Genomic DNA, 17,380 nt, shown 5'->3' with positions numbered 1-17,380 from the left:
ACGGATGCGCGAGGATGGGCGAATGATCACGTTCGGCGGTGCCGACGATGACTGACACCGGATCCTGGACCGGATCCGCCTGGTGGGCGGATCTGGCGCGCGCAGTGCCGCTCGCGGGGGAGGTCGCTGGGAGCGAGGTGCGGGCCGCTACCGACGCCGGGCTCGAGGCCGAGCTGATGACCGACGGGTTCGTCATGGAGCTGGTCTCGGCGGAGCTCATGGTCCGGGTGCGGGCGGGAGACCCGGCGGCGCGGGACGCGATGATCGCGCTGGGCACGGAGCTGGAGGCCGGGCGGCCGGTCGTCAGCGAGGACGTCGTCAGCGCCTACCTGATCCACGTTCCCTCGCCCGGCGAGCCGCACGGCGAGATCGCCGACGCGCTCGGTACGCGGCTCCGCGCGGCTCTCGACCAGGACCGTGACCACCGCAACGAGCCCGCGGTCGCCGCATTCCTGGACCGGCTGCTCCGGGCGGTGCCCGCGCTGGGGCCGCTCGCCGACGAGCAGCGGTACGGGTACCACCGCGAGGTGCTGGCCCACCCGTTCCTGGGCGACGTCGCGCAGCGCGAGGTCGCGCTGCTGACCGGCGGCGCGTCCCTCGGGATCGACGACGACTGGCCCGAGGAGGACCGGGCCGAGGCGCTCCGGCTGTACACCTCCACGAGCCCGGACCCCGCGGTGGAGGTGCGGGCCGTCCTCGGGCTCCTCGAGGCCGAGCTCGGGTCCGACGCCGACGTCGACGACCTGATCGCCGTCGGGCTCGTCGAGATGCTGCCCTACGAGGACGAGCCCGGCGCAGCGGAGATCACCGCGCTGCTCGGCCCGAGGCTGCGGGCGGAGCTGGACCGGCGGCACGAGGCCTGACGCCGTCGGGCCACCGGGCCGGCCAGGTCAGGACAGGTAGCGCGCCTCGAGCGCGGCGAGCTTCGCCTCGGCCTCGCCGTGGATCTTCTTCTCCAGTACGAACGACATCACCGGGACCACGCCGGCGAGCACCATCGTGATCAGGCGGCCGAAGCCCCAGCGCATCTTCGACCACAGGTCGGCGACGGTGACCAGGTACGCCACGTAGATCCAGCCGTGCGCGAACGGCACCCACGCGATGAACGGCATCACGCCGTCGACGTCGGTCAGCGCGCCCAGGCCGTACTTGATGCCCAGCTCGACGCAGAGGATCAGCAGCATGACACCGGTCAGGATCGCCATGAAGCGGTACCGGGCCATGGCGCCACGGGCCTTGCGGATCGCGGTAGCGGCCGCCTCGGCGGAGATCTCGGGAGCAGTCTGAGGGGTACTCACAACATTCGAGGATATGCCTTTTCCGGGGTGGCCTCTGCCGTGTGGATAAAGCGTGGATCAATGTCAGTGGTCCTCCGTACGGTGGTTGTCGTGCGCCCCCTCCCCTTTGCCGATCCCGGCACCCCGCCGCTGCGCGGGCCCCTCACCCTGCTCCTGTGGCTTGCCCGGAAGCAGGTGCGGGTGCTGCTCGTGGCGATGTTCTTCGGCGTGTTCTCGTTCGCGTGCAGCGCCTTCCAGCCGTTCCTGCTGGGGCGGATCATCGACAGCGCGAGCGCGTCCGGTCTCGACCGCACCACGTGGACCTGGGCGGGCACCATGCTGGGTGTCGGCCTTCTCTGGATCGCCTCGAACGCGATCGGCCACCGGTGGGACATCACTGCCTGGATGCACGCCGCGTTCCGCACGTCGCAGCTCGTGACGCGCACCGTGTCCCGGTCGGGGCAGAACATCACCAAGGAGCTGCCCACGGGCGAGGTCGTGTCCTCGGTGGCGAACGACACGATGCGCATCGGCGAGGTCTTCGGCATCGCCGCGCAGACCATCGGCAGCGTCGCCACCTACGGCATCGTGGTGGTGCTGATGCTCACGCAGTCGCTCACGCTGGGCCTCGTCATCGCGCTCGGCCTGCCCGTGGTCGCCGCGATCCTCGCGCTGCTGGTCAAGCCGCTGCAGAAGCACCAGAAGAACCAGCGCGACGCGCAGGGGCGGCTCACCACGCTCGGCGCGGACACCGTCTCCGGGCTGCGCATCCTGCGCGGCATCGGCGGGGAGAAGGTCTTCACGGGCCGGTACCGGACGCAGTCGCAGAAGGTCCGGCAGGCGGGCGTCGACGTCGCGGGCACGCAGTCGGTGCTCGACGCCCTGCAGATCCTGCTGCCCGGGCTGTTCATCGCGCTGGTCGTGTACCTCGGCGCGGCGGAGGCCATCGCCGGGCGGATCACCACGGGCCAGCTCGTCGCGTTCTACGGGTACGCGTCGTTCCTGTCGTGGCCCGTGCACCTGCTGGTCCAGTCCGTCAACGTCGTGACCAAGGCACACGTCGCCGCGGGCAAGGTCGTCAAGGTGCTGCAGGTCGTGCCCGCCACCGGCGCCGAGCAGCCGACGGCGACCATGCCGCCGGCCGACGTGCCGCTGGTCGACGAGACGACGGGCGTCGCGCTCCAGCCCGGCCGGGTCGTCGCGCTGGTCAGCGCCGACCCGGACGAGTCGGCGCAGGTCGCGATCCGGATGGGCCGGTACGACGACGAGGCGGAGACCGGCACCCCGGTCACGCTCGGCGGCGTCCGGCTGACCGACCTCGACAAGCAGGAGCTGCGGGACCGGATAGTGGTCGCGGACGCGACCCCGGCGCTGTTCTCGGGCCGGCTCGCGGGCGAGCTCGACGTACGGGACACCGCGAACGCGGAGGCGCTGCTGCGCGCCATGCACATCGCCGACGCGCACGACGTGCTGGAGTCCCTGCCGGACGGCATCGAGGGCGAGATCCCGGAGAAGGGGCGCTCGCTGTCCGGCGGTCAGCGGCAGCGGGTGGCGCTCGCCCGGGCGCTGCTCACCGACCCGGAGATCCTGGTGCTGATCGAGCCCACCTCGGCGGTCGACGCGCACACCGAGGCGCGCATCGCGCAGCGCCTCACCGAGTGGCGTCGGGGCCGGACGACCCTGATCGTCACCGCTAGCCCCCTGGTGCTCGACCACGTGGACGACGTGATCTTCCTGGACGACGGGAGCGTCGTCACGCACGGGACGCACCGCGACCTGCTGGACCTGCCACCGAACGCCGAGGGCGGGCGCGAGGCCGCCCGCTACCGGCGGGTGGTAGGCCGCTCGCTGGACGACGACGACCTGGACGCCGAGCTCGACGAGCTGCTGGGCGCCACCAACGCACAGGAAGGAGGCGCGGCATGAGCACGGGAAAGATCCTGCCGATCGCCGATGCCGCCGAGACCTGGCGGTACACGCGCAAGCTGCTCGGACGGCACCGGGCGCCCCTGATCGTCATCACCGTGGCGAACACGGTGGCGGCCCTGGCCGGTCTGGTCGGCCCGTTCGTGCTGGGCAAGCTCGTCGACGCCGTGACGAACGGGACCACCCTCGAGGTGGCGCGAAACCTGGTGCTCGTGGCCGCCGCCGCGATCGTGCTGCAGGCGCTGATCACCCGGTTCGCGCAGCGCCGCGCCATGGTGTTCGGCGAGACGGTGTTCGCGGACATGCGCGAGGAGTTCATCGAGACCATCACGTCCCTGCCGCTGTCCACGGTCGAGACCGCCGGGACCGGCGACCTCATCGCCCGCACGACCCGTGACGTCAGCCGCATCCAGAACGCGGTGCGCTTCGGCGTCCCGCGGCTGGTGATCGCGGTGGTGACGCTCGTGCTGACGTCCGCGATGAGCCTCCTGGTGTCGCCGCTCGTGGCGATCGCGATGTTCGTCGGCGCGCCGGTGCTGGTCGTGGTGGCCCGCTGGTACCTGAAGCGGGCCACCCCGGCCTACCAGCGGGAGTCCGCGGCGTACGCGCGGCTCGACGGCACGGTCACCGAGTCCGTCGAGGGCGCGCGCACGATCGACGCGCTGAAGATCGGCCGACGGCGCACGACGCGCGGCGACGACGACCTGCACGAGGCGTTCGAGGCCGAGCGCGGGACGCTCAACCTGCGGACCGTGCTGTTCCCGGGCGTGGACTTCGCCTTCATGATCGCGCCCATCGCGGTGCTCGTGTGGGGTGGGTTCCTGGCCTCCGAGGGCACCGTGACCATCGGCATGGTCGCGACCATCGTCATGTACACCTATCAGCTGCAGGGCCCGGTCTGGGAGCTCATCTTCTGGCTGGACGAGATCCAGGTGGCCGCGACGTCCCTGTCCCGCATCATCGGCGTCCGGCTCGTGCCGATGGACCGCACGGCGGGCGAGGCCGTGCCCGAGGACGAGCAGGTGCGCGGCGCCGAGGTGCGCTATGCCTATCGCGAGGGCACGGACGTGCTGCACGGCATCGACCTCGACCTCAGGGTGGGGGAGCGGCTGGCGATCGTCGGGCCGTCGGGCTCGGGCAAGTCGACCCTCGGCCGCATGCTGGCCGGCATCCACCCGCCCACGGGCGGCACGGTGAAGGTCGGCGACGTACCGCTGGTGGACCTGCCGCTGGAGGACCTGCGCAAGCACGTGGCGCTCGTGACCCAGGAGCACCACGTGTTCGTGGGGTCGCTGGCGGAGAACCTGCGGCTGGCCAAGATCGAGGCGGACGACGCCGAGCTGATGGACGCGCTGCGTGCCGTGGACGCGCACGGGTGGGTGGAGGCGCTCGACGACGGTCTCGCCACGGAGGTCGGCTCCGGTGGGTACAAGCTCACCCCGGCGCAGGCGCAGCAGGTCGCGCTCGCGCGGCTGGTGCTGCTCGACCCGCACACGCTCGTCCTCGACGAGGCGACCTCCTTGCTGGACCCGCGCGCGGCCCGGCACCTGGAGCGCTCGCTCAACGCGGTGCTCGACGGGCGCACGGTAGTGGCCATCGCCCACCGCCTGCACACGGCGCACGACGCCGACCGGGTCGCGGTGCTCGACGGCGGCCGCATCACCGAGATCGGCCCGCACGAGGAGCTGGTCGCGGCGGGCGGCGACTACGCACGGCTCTGGCACAGCTGGCAGCACGAGTAGCGGGCCGCCTCCGGGGCGGTTGCTAAGCGGCTGCAAGTACGACCTTTGCGACCTACATGTTAGGTGTTGCGTATATGCAATAGCTACTGAACTGGTATGAGGGCGTTTGCTGGGGGATGATCCTGCAGTGGATCCCCAATCTCCTGACGCCGACGAGTTCACTCTGCACGCTTGGGTGGACGAGTCGATGCGGGGGCCGATGGATGGCCGTCCGGGGATTTATCTGATGGCGGCCGTAGTAGCCGACCCTTCCGCTTGTGAGCAGACCCGGGACAGTCTGCGTGCCTTGCGGCAAGGGAAGGCGAGGCGGCTCCACTGGAGGCACGAGTCGGAGCTTCGTCAGGAGAAGATCGCAGCGCTCGTCGCCGAGCTAGATGCATTCAACATTGTGGTGGTGGGAGTTCCGCTGGACTCCAAGCGGCAGGAACGTGCGAGGCGCCAGTGTATGGAGCGGCTCTTGTACGAACTCGACCAGATCGGTGTGACCGCTGTTCTTCTCGAGTCCCGCCATCCGGCGTTGAATGCACGGGACAAGACGATGGCAGCCGCCCTCTACAGCAAGGCGGTGGTCTCATCGGCGCTCCGTGTCGAGTTTGCGCTGCCCAACGAGGAGCCGATGCTCTGGGTGCCGGACGCCGTTGCGGGCATCGTCAACGCTTACCGATCCGACGGGGACGATGCGTTGCGCCTGATCGTAGGAAGCGTGATTCGGGAGATCGACATCAAACTCTCCTGAAATGCGCGATGCCGGGCTCCTGACGTCCATCAGGGGGTCCCGGCTTCACTTCCTCACACCCCTTGGGGGGAGGCTGTAACGAGATTAGCACGCGGTCTTCGGAACGGGTCATCGGAGCGCCAATGCTGCGTTCAGTGATCCGCGGCCCACCCTACGTCGCTCGCCAGCCCAGGCCCGTCGAGATCCGGGCGGCGGCGTCCTGCACTATCGGCGCGAGCGTCTCGAGCCGCTCGGGCGGCATGTAGGGGCGGGTCGCCGTGACGCTGATCGCGGCGACTATCGAGCCCGACGTGTCGCGCACCGGCGCCGCGACGCAGAGGATGCCCGGCTCGTTCTCCTCGAGGTCGAAGGCCACCCCCCGACCGGCCGAAGCCTCCATGACCTGCACGAACGCGTCGGCGGTGAGCACGTCGTGCTCCAGCCCGTGCCCGGCCCCCGCCGGCCGCTCGGCGAGGAACCGCTCGCTCCAGCGCCCGGGGCTGTCCAGGAGGAGCGCCTTGCCGATCCCCGTACGGGTCAGCGGCATGCGGTGCCCGATCTGCGAGCGCATCACCGCCCCGCGCGTTCCCGGGATCTTGTCGAGGTAGAGCACCTGCCCGCGGCCCTCGATGGCGAGGTGGACCGTGTCGTGCACACGGTCCGCGAGCGCGCGCAGCACCGGGGCGGCCACACCGGTGACCGGGTTCTCCTGCAGGGCCTGGTAGCCGAGCTCGATGAGGGCGGGGCCGAGCGCGTAGGCGCCGTCGTCGAGCTGCCGCAGGTAGCCGGTCGCCAGGAGGAGCTGGAGGAGGCGGTGGGTGGTGCTGCGCCCGACGCCGGTCTCCTCCGCGATGTCGCGCAGGCGGGTCCGGCCGCGGGAGACGGCGTTGACGATCGCGATGCCCCGCGCGAGGGTCTGCGTGCCCGGGGGAGCGGAGGCGATCCCGTCGTGTGCGCGCGACACCGGCTCGCCCGTGGGGGCGAGCGCTCGCGGCGCGGGGGCGTCGGGTGGGACGGCCATCGGCACACCGTATCCCGATAATCGGGACGCGGTTCAGATAGTCGGGATCCCGCCTCTAACGTCCGGAGCATGGCTGATGACGCACCGAGGCGCGACGCCGCACTGGTAGCCCTCGACTGGGGAACGACGACGTTTCGCGCGTGGCTCCTGGACGGCACGGGCTCGGTGCTTGACAGCGTCCGGACGGCCGACGGCGCCCTGACGGTCTCGGAGCGAACCGACTCCGCACGGGCGCGGGCCGCGGCGTTCGAGGCGACGTTCGCGTGGCTGTGCCGGCCCTGGCTCGATGAGCATCCCGGCATCCCCGTCCTGTGCGCGGGGATGGCGGGTTCGAACCACGGCTGGGCCGAGGCCGGGTACCTCGACGTCCCCGCTGAGCTCAGCGGCCTCGCGGACCGGCTGACGGTGGTGCCCGCCGGCGACTCCGTGGTCCACATCGTTCCCGGCCTGCGGGACGCCGGACCCGACCCGGACGTCATGCGGGGCGAGGAGGTGCAGCTCGTCGGTGCGCTCGCCACTGCCGCGGACCGCCCCGAGACCGTGGTGCTTCCCGGCACGCACTCGAAGTGGGTGCGCCTCGACGGCGACCGCGTCACCGGCTTCACCACCGCGATGACCGGCGAGCTGTACGGCCTGCTGATGCGGGACAGCATCCTCGCGCGGCTGGCGACCGGGGAGGTCGGCCCCAAGGCATCGGCCGCCTTCGCGCGCGGGCTCGAGGCCGAGGCGGCGCACGGGGACGAGCGCGGCCTGTCCGCGCTGCTCTTCACGGCGCGACCGCTCGTGCTGGCCGGCCGGCTCGGCTCCGCGGAGGTGGCCGACTACGTCTCCGGGCTGCTGATCGGCGCCGAGGTCCGGCATGCGCTGCGCGGCGACCCGGCCGCCGTCGTCGCGCTGTGCGGGCCCCCGTCGACCGAGGACCGGTACCGCCTCGCGCTGGAGCGCGGCGGCGTGTCCGTCCGCATCGTCGAGGAGGACGCCGCGGTCCACGGGCTCTGGCGCATCGCCCTCGACGCAGGCCTGGCCTCGCTCACCCCGACGGCCACCCCGGCATCTGTCCTGACGGCGGAGGAGCAGCCCTCATGACGTCCCGTCCCACCGGCCTCGTCGCCATCCTTCGCGGGGTGTCGCCCGCCGACGCCGTCGCCGTGGCGGAGGCCGTCTTCGCGGCGGGGTTCGACGCCGTCGAGGTGCCGCTCAACTCCCCGGACCCGCTGGAGTCCATCCGCCGGATCCGCGCGGCCGGTCCGGCAGGGCGCCGGGTCGGGGCAGGCACCGTGCTCACCCCGGACGACGTCCGGCGGGCCGCCGACGCCGGTGCCTCGCTCATCGTCTCGCCGAACACCCGGGCCGACGTCGTCGCCGAGACGGTGCGGCTCGGGCTGGAGAGCTACCCGGGGGCGGCGACGCCGACCGAGGCGTTCGCCGCGCTGGAAGCCGGCGCACGCGCGATCAAGCTCTTTCCCAGCACGGCCGTCGGCATCGACGGGATGCGGGCCTGGGCCAGCGTCCTGCCTCCAGGCACCGGGCTCGTCCCCGTCGGGGGTGTCGACGCCGCGAACCTCGCCGACTGGGCACGCGCCGGCGCATCCGGCGCAGGCATCGGCACGTCCCTCTACCGCCCGGGCGACGCACCGGACGTGGTCGGGGCGCGGGCCGCCCACCTGGTGGGGATCTGGCGCTGAGATCTGGTGATCCCGGTGAGATCTGGCGGCGCACCACCAGATCCCGGCACCAACACCAGATCTCGACGAACCCAAGACCGTTGACGAAAGGTAAGCCGTGAAGATCACGTCGATGACGACATTCGCCGTCCCGCCCCGGTGGCTCTTCCTCAAGATCGAGACCGACGAGGGGATCGTGGGCTGGGGCGAGCCGGTCCTGGAGGGGCGCGCGGCCAGCGTGGCCGCCGCCGTCGAGGAGCTGTCCGACTACCTGATCGGCAAGGACCCCCGCCGGATCGAGGAGCACTGGACCGTCCTGTACCGCTCCGGGTTCTACCGCGGCGGCGGCATCCACATGAGCGCGCTGGCCGGCATCGACCAGGCGCTCTGGGACATCAAGGGCAAGGCGCTCGGCGTGCCCGTGCACGACCTGCTGGGCGGCCGCCTGCGCGACCGGATCAAGGTCTACTCGTGGATCGGCGGCGACCGCCCCGCCGAGACCGCTGCCCAGGCGAAGGACGCCGTCGAGCGGGGCTTCTCCGCGGTCAAGATGAACGGGCCGGAGGAGCTGCAGTACGTCGACTCGCGCGACAAGGTGGAGAAGGTGGTCGCCAACGTCGCGGCGGTCCGCGACGCCGTCGGGCCGGACATCGGCATCGGCGTCGACTTCCACGGGCGGGTGCACCGCCCGATGGCGCGCGTGCTGCTCGACGCCCTGCAGCCCTACCACCTGATGTTCGTCGAGGAGCCGGTGCTCTCCGAGCACGTCGACGGGATCGCCGACGTGCTCCGGAACTCGGCCACGCCGATCGCCCTCGGGGAACGGCTGTACTCCCGGTGGGACTTCAAGCACGTCATCACCTCGGGCGTCGTCGACATCATCCAGCCCGACCTCTCCCACGCCGGCGGCATCACCGAGGTCCGCAAGATCGCCGCGATGGCGGAGGCCTACGACATCGCCGTCGCCCCGCACTGCCCGCTCGGCCCGATCGCGCTGGCCGCCTGCCTGCAGCTCGACGCCGTCGCCTACAACGCGGTGATCCAGGAGCAGAGCCTGGGCATCCACTACAACAAGGCGAACGACCTGCTGGACTACCTCGTCGACCCGGGTGTGTTCGCGTACGAGGACGGCTCGGTCACCATCCCCCGGGGGCCCGGCCTCGGCATCGAGGTGAACGAGGACTACGTCCGCGAGCGGGCCGTGGAAGGGCACCGGTGGCGCAACCCGGTCTGGCGGCACGAGGACGGCTCGTTCGCGGAGTGGTGATCCCCGGCCCGGCCGTGGCGAGCAGCCGGGCCGGGCCGGCGGACGGGCCGGCGCCGGCGTGCGGGAGGTAACTCCGCTGTGGGGCGCCGGGGCGTCGTCGGGCACATAGACTTGCCGGGTGTCGTCCACTGCCCCTGAGAACCAGCCGCAGACCCCCCGCCCGGTCATCGTCGTCGACTTCGGCGCGCAGTACGCCCAGCTGATCGCGCGCCGCGTGCGCGAGGCCAAGGTGTACTCGGAGATCGTGCCGCACACGTTCACCGTCGAGCAGATGCTCGCCAAGAACCCCGCGGCCATCATCCTGTCCGGCGGCCCCTCGTCCGTGTACGCGGCCGGCGCCCCGTTCGTGGACCCCAAGCTCTTCGAGGCCGGCGTGCCCGTCATGGGCATCTGCTACGGCTTCCAGGCCATGGCGCAGGCGCTCGGCGGCGAGGTGGCGCAGACGGGCCTGAGCGAGTTCGGCGGGACCGAGGTCGAGGTGTGCTCCTCCGGCGTGCTCCTCGCCGACACCCCCGAGCACCAGACCGCCTGGATGAGCCACGGCGACGCCGTGCACAAGGCGCCGGTCGGCTTCGAGGTGCTCGCGACGTCGGACGGCTCGCCCGTCGCCGCGTTCGAGGACACCCGCCGCCGCCTCTACGGCGTGCAGTGGCACCCCGAGGTGCGGCACTCCGCGCACGGCCAGCAGGTGCTCGAGCACTTCCTGTACGACGGCGCCGGGCTGGCCCCCGACTGGACGCCCGGCAACGTCATCGCCGACCAGGTCGCGGCCATCAAGGCGCAGATCGGCGACGCCCGCGTCATCTGCGCGCTGTCCGGCGGCGTCGACTCCGCCGTCGCCGCCGCGCTCGTGCAGCAGGCCGTGGGCGACCAGCTCACCTGCGTGCACGTGGACCACGGCCTCATGCGGGCCGGCGAGGTCGAGCAGATCGAGAACGACTTCGTGGCCTCGACCGGCGTCCGCCTGATCGTCCGCGACGAGAAGGAGCGCTTCCTGACGGCGCTCGCCGGTGTCAGCGACCCGGAGACCAAGCGCAAGATCATCGGCCGCGAGTTCATCCGCGTGTTCGAGGACGCGCAGCGCGACATCGTGGCCGAGGCGGGCGCGCACGGCGAGGAGGTCAAGTTCCTCGTGCAGGGCACGCTGTACCCGGACGTCGTGGAGTCCGGCGGCGGCGAGGGCGCGGCCAACATCAAGAGCCACCACAACGTGGGCGGCCTGCCCGACGACCTGGACTTCGAGCTGGTCGAGCCGCTGCGCACCCTGTTCAAGGACGAGGTCCGCGCGGTGGGTCGCGAGCTCGGCGTGCCCGAGGAGATCGTTTCGCGCCAGCCGTTCCCCGGCCCGGGCCTGGGCATCCGGATCGTCGGCGAGATCACGGCAGAGCGCCTGGAGATCCTGCGCCGCGCCGACGCGATCGCCCGCGAGGAGCTGACGAAGGCCGGCCTCGACAACGAGATCTGGCAGTGCCCCGTGGTGCTGCTCGCCGACGTCCGCTCCGTGGGCGTCCAGGGCGACGGCCGCACCTACGGCCACCCGATCGTGCTGCGCCCGGTCTCGTCCGAGGACGCGATGACGGCGGACTGGACCCGGCTGCCCTACGACGTGCTGTCGACCATCTCGACGCGCATCACCAACGAGGTGCGTGAGGTCAACCGTGTGGTGCTCGACGTGACGAGCAAGCCGCCGGGCACCATCGAGTGGGAGTGACGTCCTGCGGCCCCGTCCCTTCTTCGGGGCGGGGCCGCAGGTCTCTCCTGGCTGGGAGATCAGAAGATCACGAGATCCGGAAGGAATTCGCCCGGTCGTTGAACGTGCCGAGGTTGTTGTCGCGGTCGATGAATGCGGTGCTGGCGCCGGTCTTGTTGTTGCTGTCGAAGAGCTTGACGTCGCAATGGTTGTACGTCTTCACCGAGCTGACCTGGTTCGCGTATGTGCCGAGGTTCGCGCCGCCCTCGTTGTCGGCGGTACCGCTTGTGCACCCGACCGAGTAGGCCGGGTTGAAGACGACGATGCGCCACCCGCCGAACTCGGCGCTCTGGAACAGCTCGGTGACCACGAGGCCGTCTCCGGGGGTGCCGCTCTGACACCCGAACGTGCCGTCGCGGACCGCGCAGTAGTACGTCGCGGTCACGCTGGCGGGCGCGGCCTCCAGGTCCTCGACCATCACCGGCGAGCTCGAGGTGACCTCTTCGACCTGCACGTCTGCGGGGCTCTGGTCGCCGGCGGTCCGCGCCGTCGCGGGGGCTGCGGCGCCGAGTGCCACCAGCAGCAACGCCCCGGAGGCCACGGCCGTCAGCCGGGTCCGGAGCGTTCGGGTAAAGCGTCCGTCGTTCCTCATGAGTGCTCCTCATGTCAGCCGGCAACGTGGTGATGCCGGTCAGTGAATCACGAGGAACATGGGCGATAATTGATACCCAGAAGCCAATTTCACCCCCGAATGTGTCTATTATTTGGTGAATTATCCTTTCGGCAATTCCTTCTTCTGCTGCGCCCTTTCGTGCGTGCGATGCCGGCGGATCACCAGCCGGTCATCCGCGCCCAGGTCAGTCCCACCACGGTGCCCAGCAGCAGGTACGGCCCGAACGCGATGCCCGTCTTCCAGCCCGCGCGCCGCCCGAGCAGCAGGACCATCGCGACCACGCCGGCCAGGATGTGTGCGGCGAAGACGCCGACCAGGAGCATGGCCCACGAGTGCCAACCCATGAACGCACCCAGGCTCAGGGCGAGCTTGACGTCGCCGTACCCGATCCCACCGCGCGGGGCCACCAGGTACAGCACCTGGTAGAGGGCGAAGAACGCGAGCCCGCCCAGCACTGCCCGGCCGAACGTCCCCCACGTGCCGGCGCCGAGGGCGGCCACCGCCAGCAGCGCCGCCGTCGCCCAGGTCAGGGGAAACACCAGCGCGTTCGGCAGCCGGTGGGTGTGCGCGTCGATCACCCCGAGCGCCGAGCCCGCGATCGCGAGCACGAGATACGCCGGCGTCAGCCAGCCCGGGCCGCTCGCCCAGACGGCCCACACCACTGCCACCATGGCAACGACGCCGATCGTCCGCGCGTACGGACCCACCTCGGCCCGGGCGCGCCGGTAGTGGCGGACGACGAAGGGCTCAGCCGGGCTCGTCGCAGCCGGTTCGGTGGGACTCATCCCGGGAGGCTATCGGCGCGTCAGCGCCGCCGCACCAGAAACTGGCCGGCGCGACACTCTGACCCGCAGAACCTCCGCGTTCCAGAATGTTCAAGTTCTAGAAAGGATCATGCCCTGGGAAGCCCTCGCTTCAGCGGCCACGTACAGGTCTGACTCCTCCTACTCCAGCAGATGGTCGAGCGCCCGTTCCATCACCGCGTTGCGTTCGGCGTCGGTCGTGACGCCCTCCAGTCCGAACCCCAGCAGCAGCGAGTGCGGCGTGGAGATCGCGTTGCCGACCGGGAAGCCCGAGGCGTCGGTCCGGGTGAAGGTGTTGACGTTGGGTGCGCTGCCCTCAGGCGGTCCAGCGATCGTCCAGCCGTCCAGGCCGGTCTCGAACGAGGTGCTGGTTCCGTCGGGGAGCGTGATGTCGTCGAGGAAGACGCCGATGCCCTGTACCCCCCAGTCGCTGGCGTAGGCGATGGAGATCTCGACGGTTTCGCCGGCGTATGCCGAGAGGTCGACGCTCCACTCCTGCCAGCCGCCGGAGTTGCCGCTCGCGGCGTTCCAGGCCCCGGTGGTACCGGTCGCGGTGCACGTTTCGACGCCGTCCCAGGTCTGGTAGTACGCGAGCTGCGGGTGCAGCGTGACCCACCCCGCGGCGCAGCTGTCGCCGGTCGCTGTCGTCGTGTGCCCGTTGGCGTCCGGCAGTGTCGTCCAGTTGTCCCCGCCAGGCGTGCGCGCCTCCACGAACAGGTGGTCCCATGCCGCCTCGGTGTCGTACGACGTCCAGAACGTCAGCGGCCCACCGGCTGCCGGCACGGCGATCTCGCGCGTGAGCCGCTTGTAGGAGACGTCAGCGATCTGCGAGTAGACGTACTGCTCGCCGGTGTGTGGGTCGAACGGCCCGCCCGGCTTGTCGTACCGCGCCGACGGCCAGCTCTCGAACTGCTTGTACTGGTCGACCGGAAGGATTCCGCTGGTGGCGAGGAACGACGACCTACGCAACGGGTTACCTGCGAAGTCGGGATCGTCGAGGCCCCACTCGAGGCCCGTGAACGGGTCGTCGACGCCCACCGAGTCGAACGCGACGCCATCGACGTGACCGTCATTGGCCACGGCGACGTACCCGCCCAGGTAGTACTGCAGAACGTCGTTGGTGCCGTCGCCACCGAAAAACGAGCCGAACGAGGGCAGGCAGCGCCGCGGGTCCGTACCCGCCGGAAGCGGGTTGCAGGCGATCTCGCCCTTGGGGTCGTACAACTGGCTGCTGATGGCGGCATTGGAGTACTGCTGGCCGGCGGAGTCGCCTGCGAGGAGCACCTTGCCTCCCTCGTTCAGGTACGAGCGGAACTCCAGCAGCTCGTCGATCGCCAGCCGGTCCACGTTGCCGCCACCGCGCCCGGCGGTGCGGGTCACCAGGTCGTTGCCGGTCTCCCAGATCACCGCGTCGTAGTGGCTGAGCACTCCGAGGGCATCCGGGGCGATCCGCCCGGCGGCGTCGATGTCGTAGACGTCGGCCTCCTGGCCGTTGGCGGCCAGGGCATCGACGTACTGGTCCGCGAAGTGCGGGCCCGCCGGATCCTGCGCCGGAGAGGCCCCGGTGTAGTCCTCGGCCGCCACCACGAGCGTGCGGTGACCGTTCTCGGACACGGCCTGGTAGGTGAACGAATCACTCCGCTGACCGCCGCCCTCGAACCAGACCTCGACCGAATCGCCCGGGTCGGTGCCGGTCACGACGCCGCGCATCTGGCGGTAGTAGACCGACGCCGGGTCGTACGTCGACCCGCCGTCCCACTCCGATGTGGGCGCCGACTGCGTGGCCCCGCCGTTGATGCGGTACTTCACCTCGACAGCGCCGAGGCTGCGCTTGGCGATCACCGCAACGGGCTGCGGGTCGCCGTACGACCTGGCGAAGCTCAGGTGGACTCCCGGATTGCCGCGCTTGTAGGGGTCGTCGCTCTCGATGTAGAACGGCTCGGTCTGGATCCCGGTGACAGTCTTCGGGTCGTCGGGGTCGACCGCCGAGCGGGCCACCGAGTGCGCGAACGGGAGGTTGCGCTGGAACTCCGCTTCCACCAGCGCCGGGTCGTCAGGGAACACGAAGCCGCAGCCGTCGCAGCCCTCGGACAGCTCCGGTGTCCACGCCAAGGCGCCGGTCGCCGCGTGCGCGTAGTCGGTGGTCTCACCGTTGGTGACATACAGAACGTCCGAGCTCAGACCCGGATGGAACTCGTCGATCGCCGGGTCGTCCAGGTTGCCGGACATCGCGTAGTAGATCGGGTCATCCGCGGTCGGTGTGCCGGTCTGCCAGCCCTCGGCGTAGAGCAGCCACTGGCCGGCCGAGTGCCAGTTGACCTGGAACGCGAACCCGATCCGGTCGAGAAGCCCGACCATCGCCCGGGTCTCCGGCTCCGACAGCGGCGCCGGGCCTCGGTAGGTGTCGCTGGACTGGATCGAGGACGACCCCTCCTCGTCGTAGCCCCAGTGGCTGGGGAAGTTGCGGTTGGGGTCGACGCCGTCGCCGACCTGGGTCTGCCCGTCTCCGTTGTTGTCGCGGAGGTTCTTCCGCCACAGCCGCTCGTGCTCGAACGTGTACTGGTAGCCGTCGGGGTTGGCCACGAGGACGAACCAGAGCTCGGTCGTCTGCAGGAGCTTGCGGATCTCCCGGTCGTTGGCCCGCCACCCGTCGATGTAGTGGTTCATCAGCCGCCGGTTGACCTCGGTGGAGATCCATTCCCGCGCGTGCTGGGTCGAGCTGTAGAGGGCCGCCGGCCGCGCACCGTCCGGTACCTCGCGAGCGCCCTGGGTCAGCTTGACCGCGATGATCTCGCGACCCTGTTCGGTGTGGCCGAGGACCTCGAGCTTCACCAGCTGGGGGTTCCTGCGGGCCGCGGCGTAGAGCTGGTCACGGATGCCGCCGGTCTCGTCGAACGAGCGCCAGACGCTGAAGCCGTCGGCGGCCTGTTGGGCCGCGAACTGGCGGACGGTCTTGCCACCCTTGACACGGGTGAGCTCGACGTCGACGCCCCGGGCCTCGAGCCGGGCGGCCTGCCCCTTGGTCAGGACGAGGTCGAGCTCGACCCCGCCCTCGACGAGACGCCGGCCGCTCAGGTCGAAGCCCTCCTGGGCGATCGCCGCCATCTCGGACGGAGCGACGGTCGCCGTGTAGGCATCCAGCCGATCGGGATCTCGTCCCGCCGCCGTGGGTGTAGCCGCCGCGGCCGTCAGTCCCGCCGCGCACATGACGGTCACGACCGCACCTGCCAGAGATCCGATGAGCCCGCCGCGCATCCTCTCCACCTCCTTGTAGAGACCCACGCCAATCGCCAGTCTGGCACTGGTGCGCGGCACCGGCAACGAGTAGAACGCGGGAGAGCAGCCCAAGAGGGAGAAGTTCCGAAACAGGCCCTAGCAACCGTCGTCTACGCGCGGGCCAGCACCGCCGCCTCCTCGTAGGCACGATCCGTCGCGGCCAGGACCTCCGGCCACGCCACGCCCGACGGCGGGGTAGCGGCTCGCGCCAGCAGCGCGTCCAGCAGGCCGGGTTCGGTCACGAGCCGTACGAGCGCCGGCGCCAGGGCGTCGTCGTCTGGCACCAGGAGGCCGGTGGCGCTGTCGACCACGCGCTCGGCCACGCCCGAGTCGGCGTGGGCGATCACGGTGAGGCCTGCGGCCTGGGCCTCGAGCGCGGCGATGCCGAAGGCCTCGTCGGGGGACGGCGCGGCGAAGATGTCGGCGCGTGCGTAGAGCCGCTTGAGCTCGGTGGCGGTGAGGCGCCCGGGCAGGGAGACGACGTCGCGCAGCCCGTGCTCCTCGATGAACCGCCGCATCGCCGTCCGCTGTGGGCCGTCGCCCGCCAACGTCACGAACAGCGCGCCGTCCGGGAGCTCGGCGACGGCAGCGGCGGTCGCCGCGAGCAGCGGCAGCATCCGCTTGCGCGGCGCGAAGCGCGCGGCCGCCACGACGTGCACGGCCGAGCCCTCGGGCCGCGCTCCCCGTTCGGTGCGCGGCACCCGCCAGGCATCCAGGTCGAGGCCGTTGGGCAGGATCGCGACGTCGGCCCCGCCGGCCGGGGTGCGCACGAGCCGGCGCAACGGCGCCGCGGTCAGCTCGCTCACCGCCGACCAGCGCACGGGCCAGCGCGACCACCCCGCGACGGCGTCGGCCGCCGCGAACAGCCGCCATGCCCCGTTCCACACGCTGTGCACGGTCAGCACCGCCGGCAGCCCCAGCCGGGTCACGGGCCGCAGCGCGCCCTGCACGGTGGGGGCGAGCACACCCATGTGCAGGTGCACGACGTCGGGCCGCTCGCCCCGGGCGATCGCCTCCCGGAGGTGGCGGGTCACGTGGGCGGTGGAACGCGGGTGGATCGGCCAGCCACCTGGGACGCGCGCGGCGATGCGGTGCACGGTGACGCCGTCCTCGACGGCCGTGCTCACCCCGCGCACGCCGGGGGCGGCAGGGGTGGTGGTGATGACCTCGACGTCGTGCCCTGCCGCGACCTGCTGGGCGGCGAGGCGGCTTACCTGGGCCTCGATCCCGCCGAGCAGCGGCAGGTAAGTGTCCGACACGTGGGTGATGCGCACGCTGGTCATCCTCGCACCGGCGGCCGCCCCGCTCGGGGTCACGCCGCGCGGT

General features: G+C 71.2%; 14 protein-coding genes. 8 read left to right on the top strand and 6 right to left on the bottom strand.

Annotated elements, in window-relative coordinates; genetic code table 11:
* Positions 1 to 47: 47 nt before the first annotated feature.
* Positions 48 to 863 carry a hypothetical protein gene (locus tag C8K30_RS07360; RefSeq protein ID WP_108492233.1) on the top strand — a complete coding sequence of 272 codons (816 nt, stop codon included), beginning with the start codon at positions 48 to 50 and terminating at the stop codon, positions 861 to 863.
* A 27-nt stretch (positions 864 to 890) separates the two neighbouring features.
* On the opposite strand, the gene C8K30_RS07355 is transcribed toward C8K30_RS07360, so the two are convergent.
* Entirely contained in the window at positions 891 to 1,298 is a 408-nt protein-coding gene (locus C8K30_RS07355; protein ID WP_108492232.1) for a DUF3817 domain-containing protein, read from the bottom strand.
* A 60-nt stretch (positions 1,299 to 1,358) separates the two neighbouring features.
* Between C8K30_RS07355 and C8K30_RS07350 the strand changes: the two genes are divergently transcribed.
* From C8K30_RS07350 to C8K30_RS07340, 3 genes are all read left to right on the top strand, one after another.
* The gene (locus C8K30_RS07350; RefSeq protein WP_233257040.1) at positions 1,359 to 3,203 is read left to right on the top strand and encodes an ABC transporter ATP-binding protein; all 1,845 of its coding nucleotides are present in this window, start codon (positions 1,359 to 1,361) and stop codon (positions 3,201 to 3,203) included.
* Complete coding sequence (locus C8K30_RS07345) at positions 3,200 to 4,945, top strand: ABC transporter ATP-binding protein (protein ID WP_108492231.1); 1,746 nt, start codon at positions 3,200 to 3,202, stop codon at positions 4,943 to 4,945. Before C8K30_RS07350 ends, C8K30_RS07345 begins: the two co-directional genes overlap by 4 nt.
* Before the next feature lie 127 nt (positions 4,946 to 5,072).
* Positions 5,073 to 5,681 (top strand): hypothetical protein, encoded by a 609-nt coding sequence (locus C8K30_RS07340; RefSeq protein WP_108492230.1) that lies wholly within the window; start codon positions 5,073 to 5,075, stop codon positions 5,679 to 5,681.
* A 151-nt stretch (positions 5,682 to 5,832) separates the two neighbouring features.
* Here C8K30_RS07340 and C8K30_RS07335 read toward each other — a convergent pair whose 3' ends face one another.
* Positions 5,833 to 6,681 carry an IclR family transcriptional regulator gene (locus C8K30_RS07335; protein WP_233257039.1) on the bottom strand — a complete coding sequence of 283 codons (849 nt, stop codon included), beginning with the start codon at positions 6,679 to 6,681 and terminating at the stop codon, positions 5,833 to 5,835.
* A 69-nt stretch (positions 6,682 to 6,750) separates the two neighbouring features.
* Between C8K30_RS07335 and C8K30_RS07330 the strand changes: the two genes are divergently transcribed.
* The 4 genes from C8K30_RS07330 to guaA all read left to right on the top strand — a co-directional run bounded on the left by C8K30_RS07330 (position 6,751) and on the right by guaA (position 11,323).
* Positions 6,751 to 7,767: a 2-dehydro-3-deoxygalactonokinase gene (locus C8K30_RS07330; RefSeq protein WP_108492229.1), complete on the top strand. Its 1,017-nt coding sequence runs from the start codon at positions 6,751 to 6,753 to the stop codon at positions 7,765 to 7,767.
* Positions 7,764 to 8,366, top strand: a complete 603-nt coding sequence (locus tag C8K30_RS07325; RefSeq protein ID WP_108492228.1) for a 2-dehydro-3-deoxy-6-phosphogalactonate aldolase — start codon at positions 7,764 to 7,766, stop codon at positions 8,364 to 8,366. The genes C8K30_RS07330 and C8K30_RS07325 overlap by 4 nt, the downstream gene beginning before the upstream one ends.
* Positions 8,367 to 8,463: 97 nt before the next feature.
* Positions 8,464 to 9,612, top strand: coding sequence for a galactonate dehydratase (gene dgoD, locus C8K30_RS07320; RefSeq protein ID WP_108492227.1), 1,149 nt, complete (start codon positions 8,464 to 8,466; stop codon positions 9,610 to 9,612).
* Positions 9,613 to 9,730: 118 nt separating this feature from the next.
* Positions 9,731 to 11,323 carry a glutamine-hydrolyzing GMP synthase gene (gene guaA / locus C8K30_RS07315; protein WP_108492226.1) on the top strand — a complete coding sequence of 531 codons (1,593 nt, stop codon included), beginning with the start codon at positions 9,731 to 9,733 and terminating at the stop codon, positions 11,321 to 11,323.
* Between the two features lie 67 nt (positions 11,324 to 11,390).
* On the opposite strand, the gene C8K30_RS07310 is transcribed toward guaA, so the two are convergent.
* The 4 genes from C8K30_RS07310 to C8K30_RS07295 form a co-directional block, all read right to left on the bottom strand.
* The gene (locus tag C8K30_RS07310; RefSeq protein ID WP_108492225.1) at positions 11,391 to 11,954 is read right to left on the bottom strand and encodes a hypothetical protein; all 564 of its coding nucleotides are present in this window, start codon (positions 11,952 to 11,954) and stop codon (positions 11,391 to 11,393) included.
* A 179-nt stretch (positions 11,955 to 12,133) separates the two neighbouring features.
* Complete coding sequence (locus C8K30_RS07305) at positions 12,134 to 12,760, bottom strand: A24 family peptidase (RefSeq protein ID WP_108492224.1); 627 nt, start codon at positions 12,758 to 12,760, stop codon at positions 12,134 to 12,136.
* A 159-nt stretch (positions 12,761 to 12,919) separates the two neighbouring features.
* Positions 12,920 to 16,060 (bottom strand): M14 family metallopeptidase, encoded by a 3,141-nt coding sequence (locus tag C8K30_RS07300; RefSeq protein WP_199230389.1) that lies wholly within the window; start codon positions 16,058 to 16,060, stop codon positions 12,920 to 12,922.
* A 104-nt stretch (positions 16,061 to 16,164) separates the two neighbouring features.
* Positions 16,165 to 17,328, bottom strand: a complete 1,164-nt coding sequence (locus C8K30_RS07295; RefSeq protein WP_108492573.1) for a glycosyltransferase family 4 protein — start codon at positions 17,326 to 17,328, stop codon at positions 16,165 to 16,167.
* Positions 17,329 to 17,380: the final 52 nt, after the last annotated feature.

The sequence above is a fragment of the Promicromonospora sp. AC04 genome, assembly GCF_003058225.1.
In the GTDB taxonomy this organism is placed as follows: domain Bacteria; phylum Actinomycetota; class Actinomycetes; order Actinomycetales; family Cellulomonadaceae; genus Promicromonospora.
Note: the sequence above shows the minus strand (reverse complement) of the source record. Positions and strands in the feature narration are given on the sequence as shown.

Bases quoted from the DNA above. Each gene is read 5' to 3' on its own strand.
- C8K30_RS07360 (WP_108492233.1), top strand. From the start codon at position 48: ATGACTGACACCGGATCCTGGACCGGATCCGCCTGGTGGGCGGATCTG.
- C8K30_RS07350 (WP_233257040.1), top strand. From the start codon at position 1,359: ATGTCAGTGGTCCTCCGTACGGTGGTTGTCGTGCGCCCCCTCCCCTTT.
- C8K30_RS07335 (WP_233257039.1), bottom strand. From the start codon at position 6,681: ATGGCCGTCCCACCCGACGCCCCCGCGCCGCGAGCGCTCGCCCCCACG.
- C8K30_RS07330 (WP_108492229.1), top strand. From the start codon at position 6,751: ATGGCTGATGACGCACCGAGGCGCGACGCCGCACTGGTAGCCCTCGAC.
- C8K30_RS07310 (WP_108492225.1), bottom strand. From the start codon at position 11,954: ATGAGGAACGACGGACGCTTTACCCGAACGCTCCGGACCCGGCTGACG.
- C8K30_RS07325 (WP_108492228.1), top strand. From the start codon at position 7,764: ATGACGTCCCGTCCCACCGGCCTCGTCGCCATCCTTCGCGGGGTGTCG.
- C8K30_RS07305 (WP_108492224.1), bottom strand. From the start codon at position 12,760: ATGAGTCCCACCGAACCGGCTGCGACGAGCCCGGCTGAGCCCTTCGTC.
- C8K30_RS07345 (WP_108492231.1), top strand. From the start codon at position 3,200: ATGAGCACGGGAAAGATCCTGCCGATCGCCGATGCCGCCGAGACCTGG.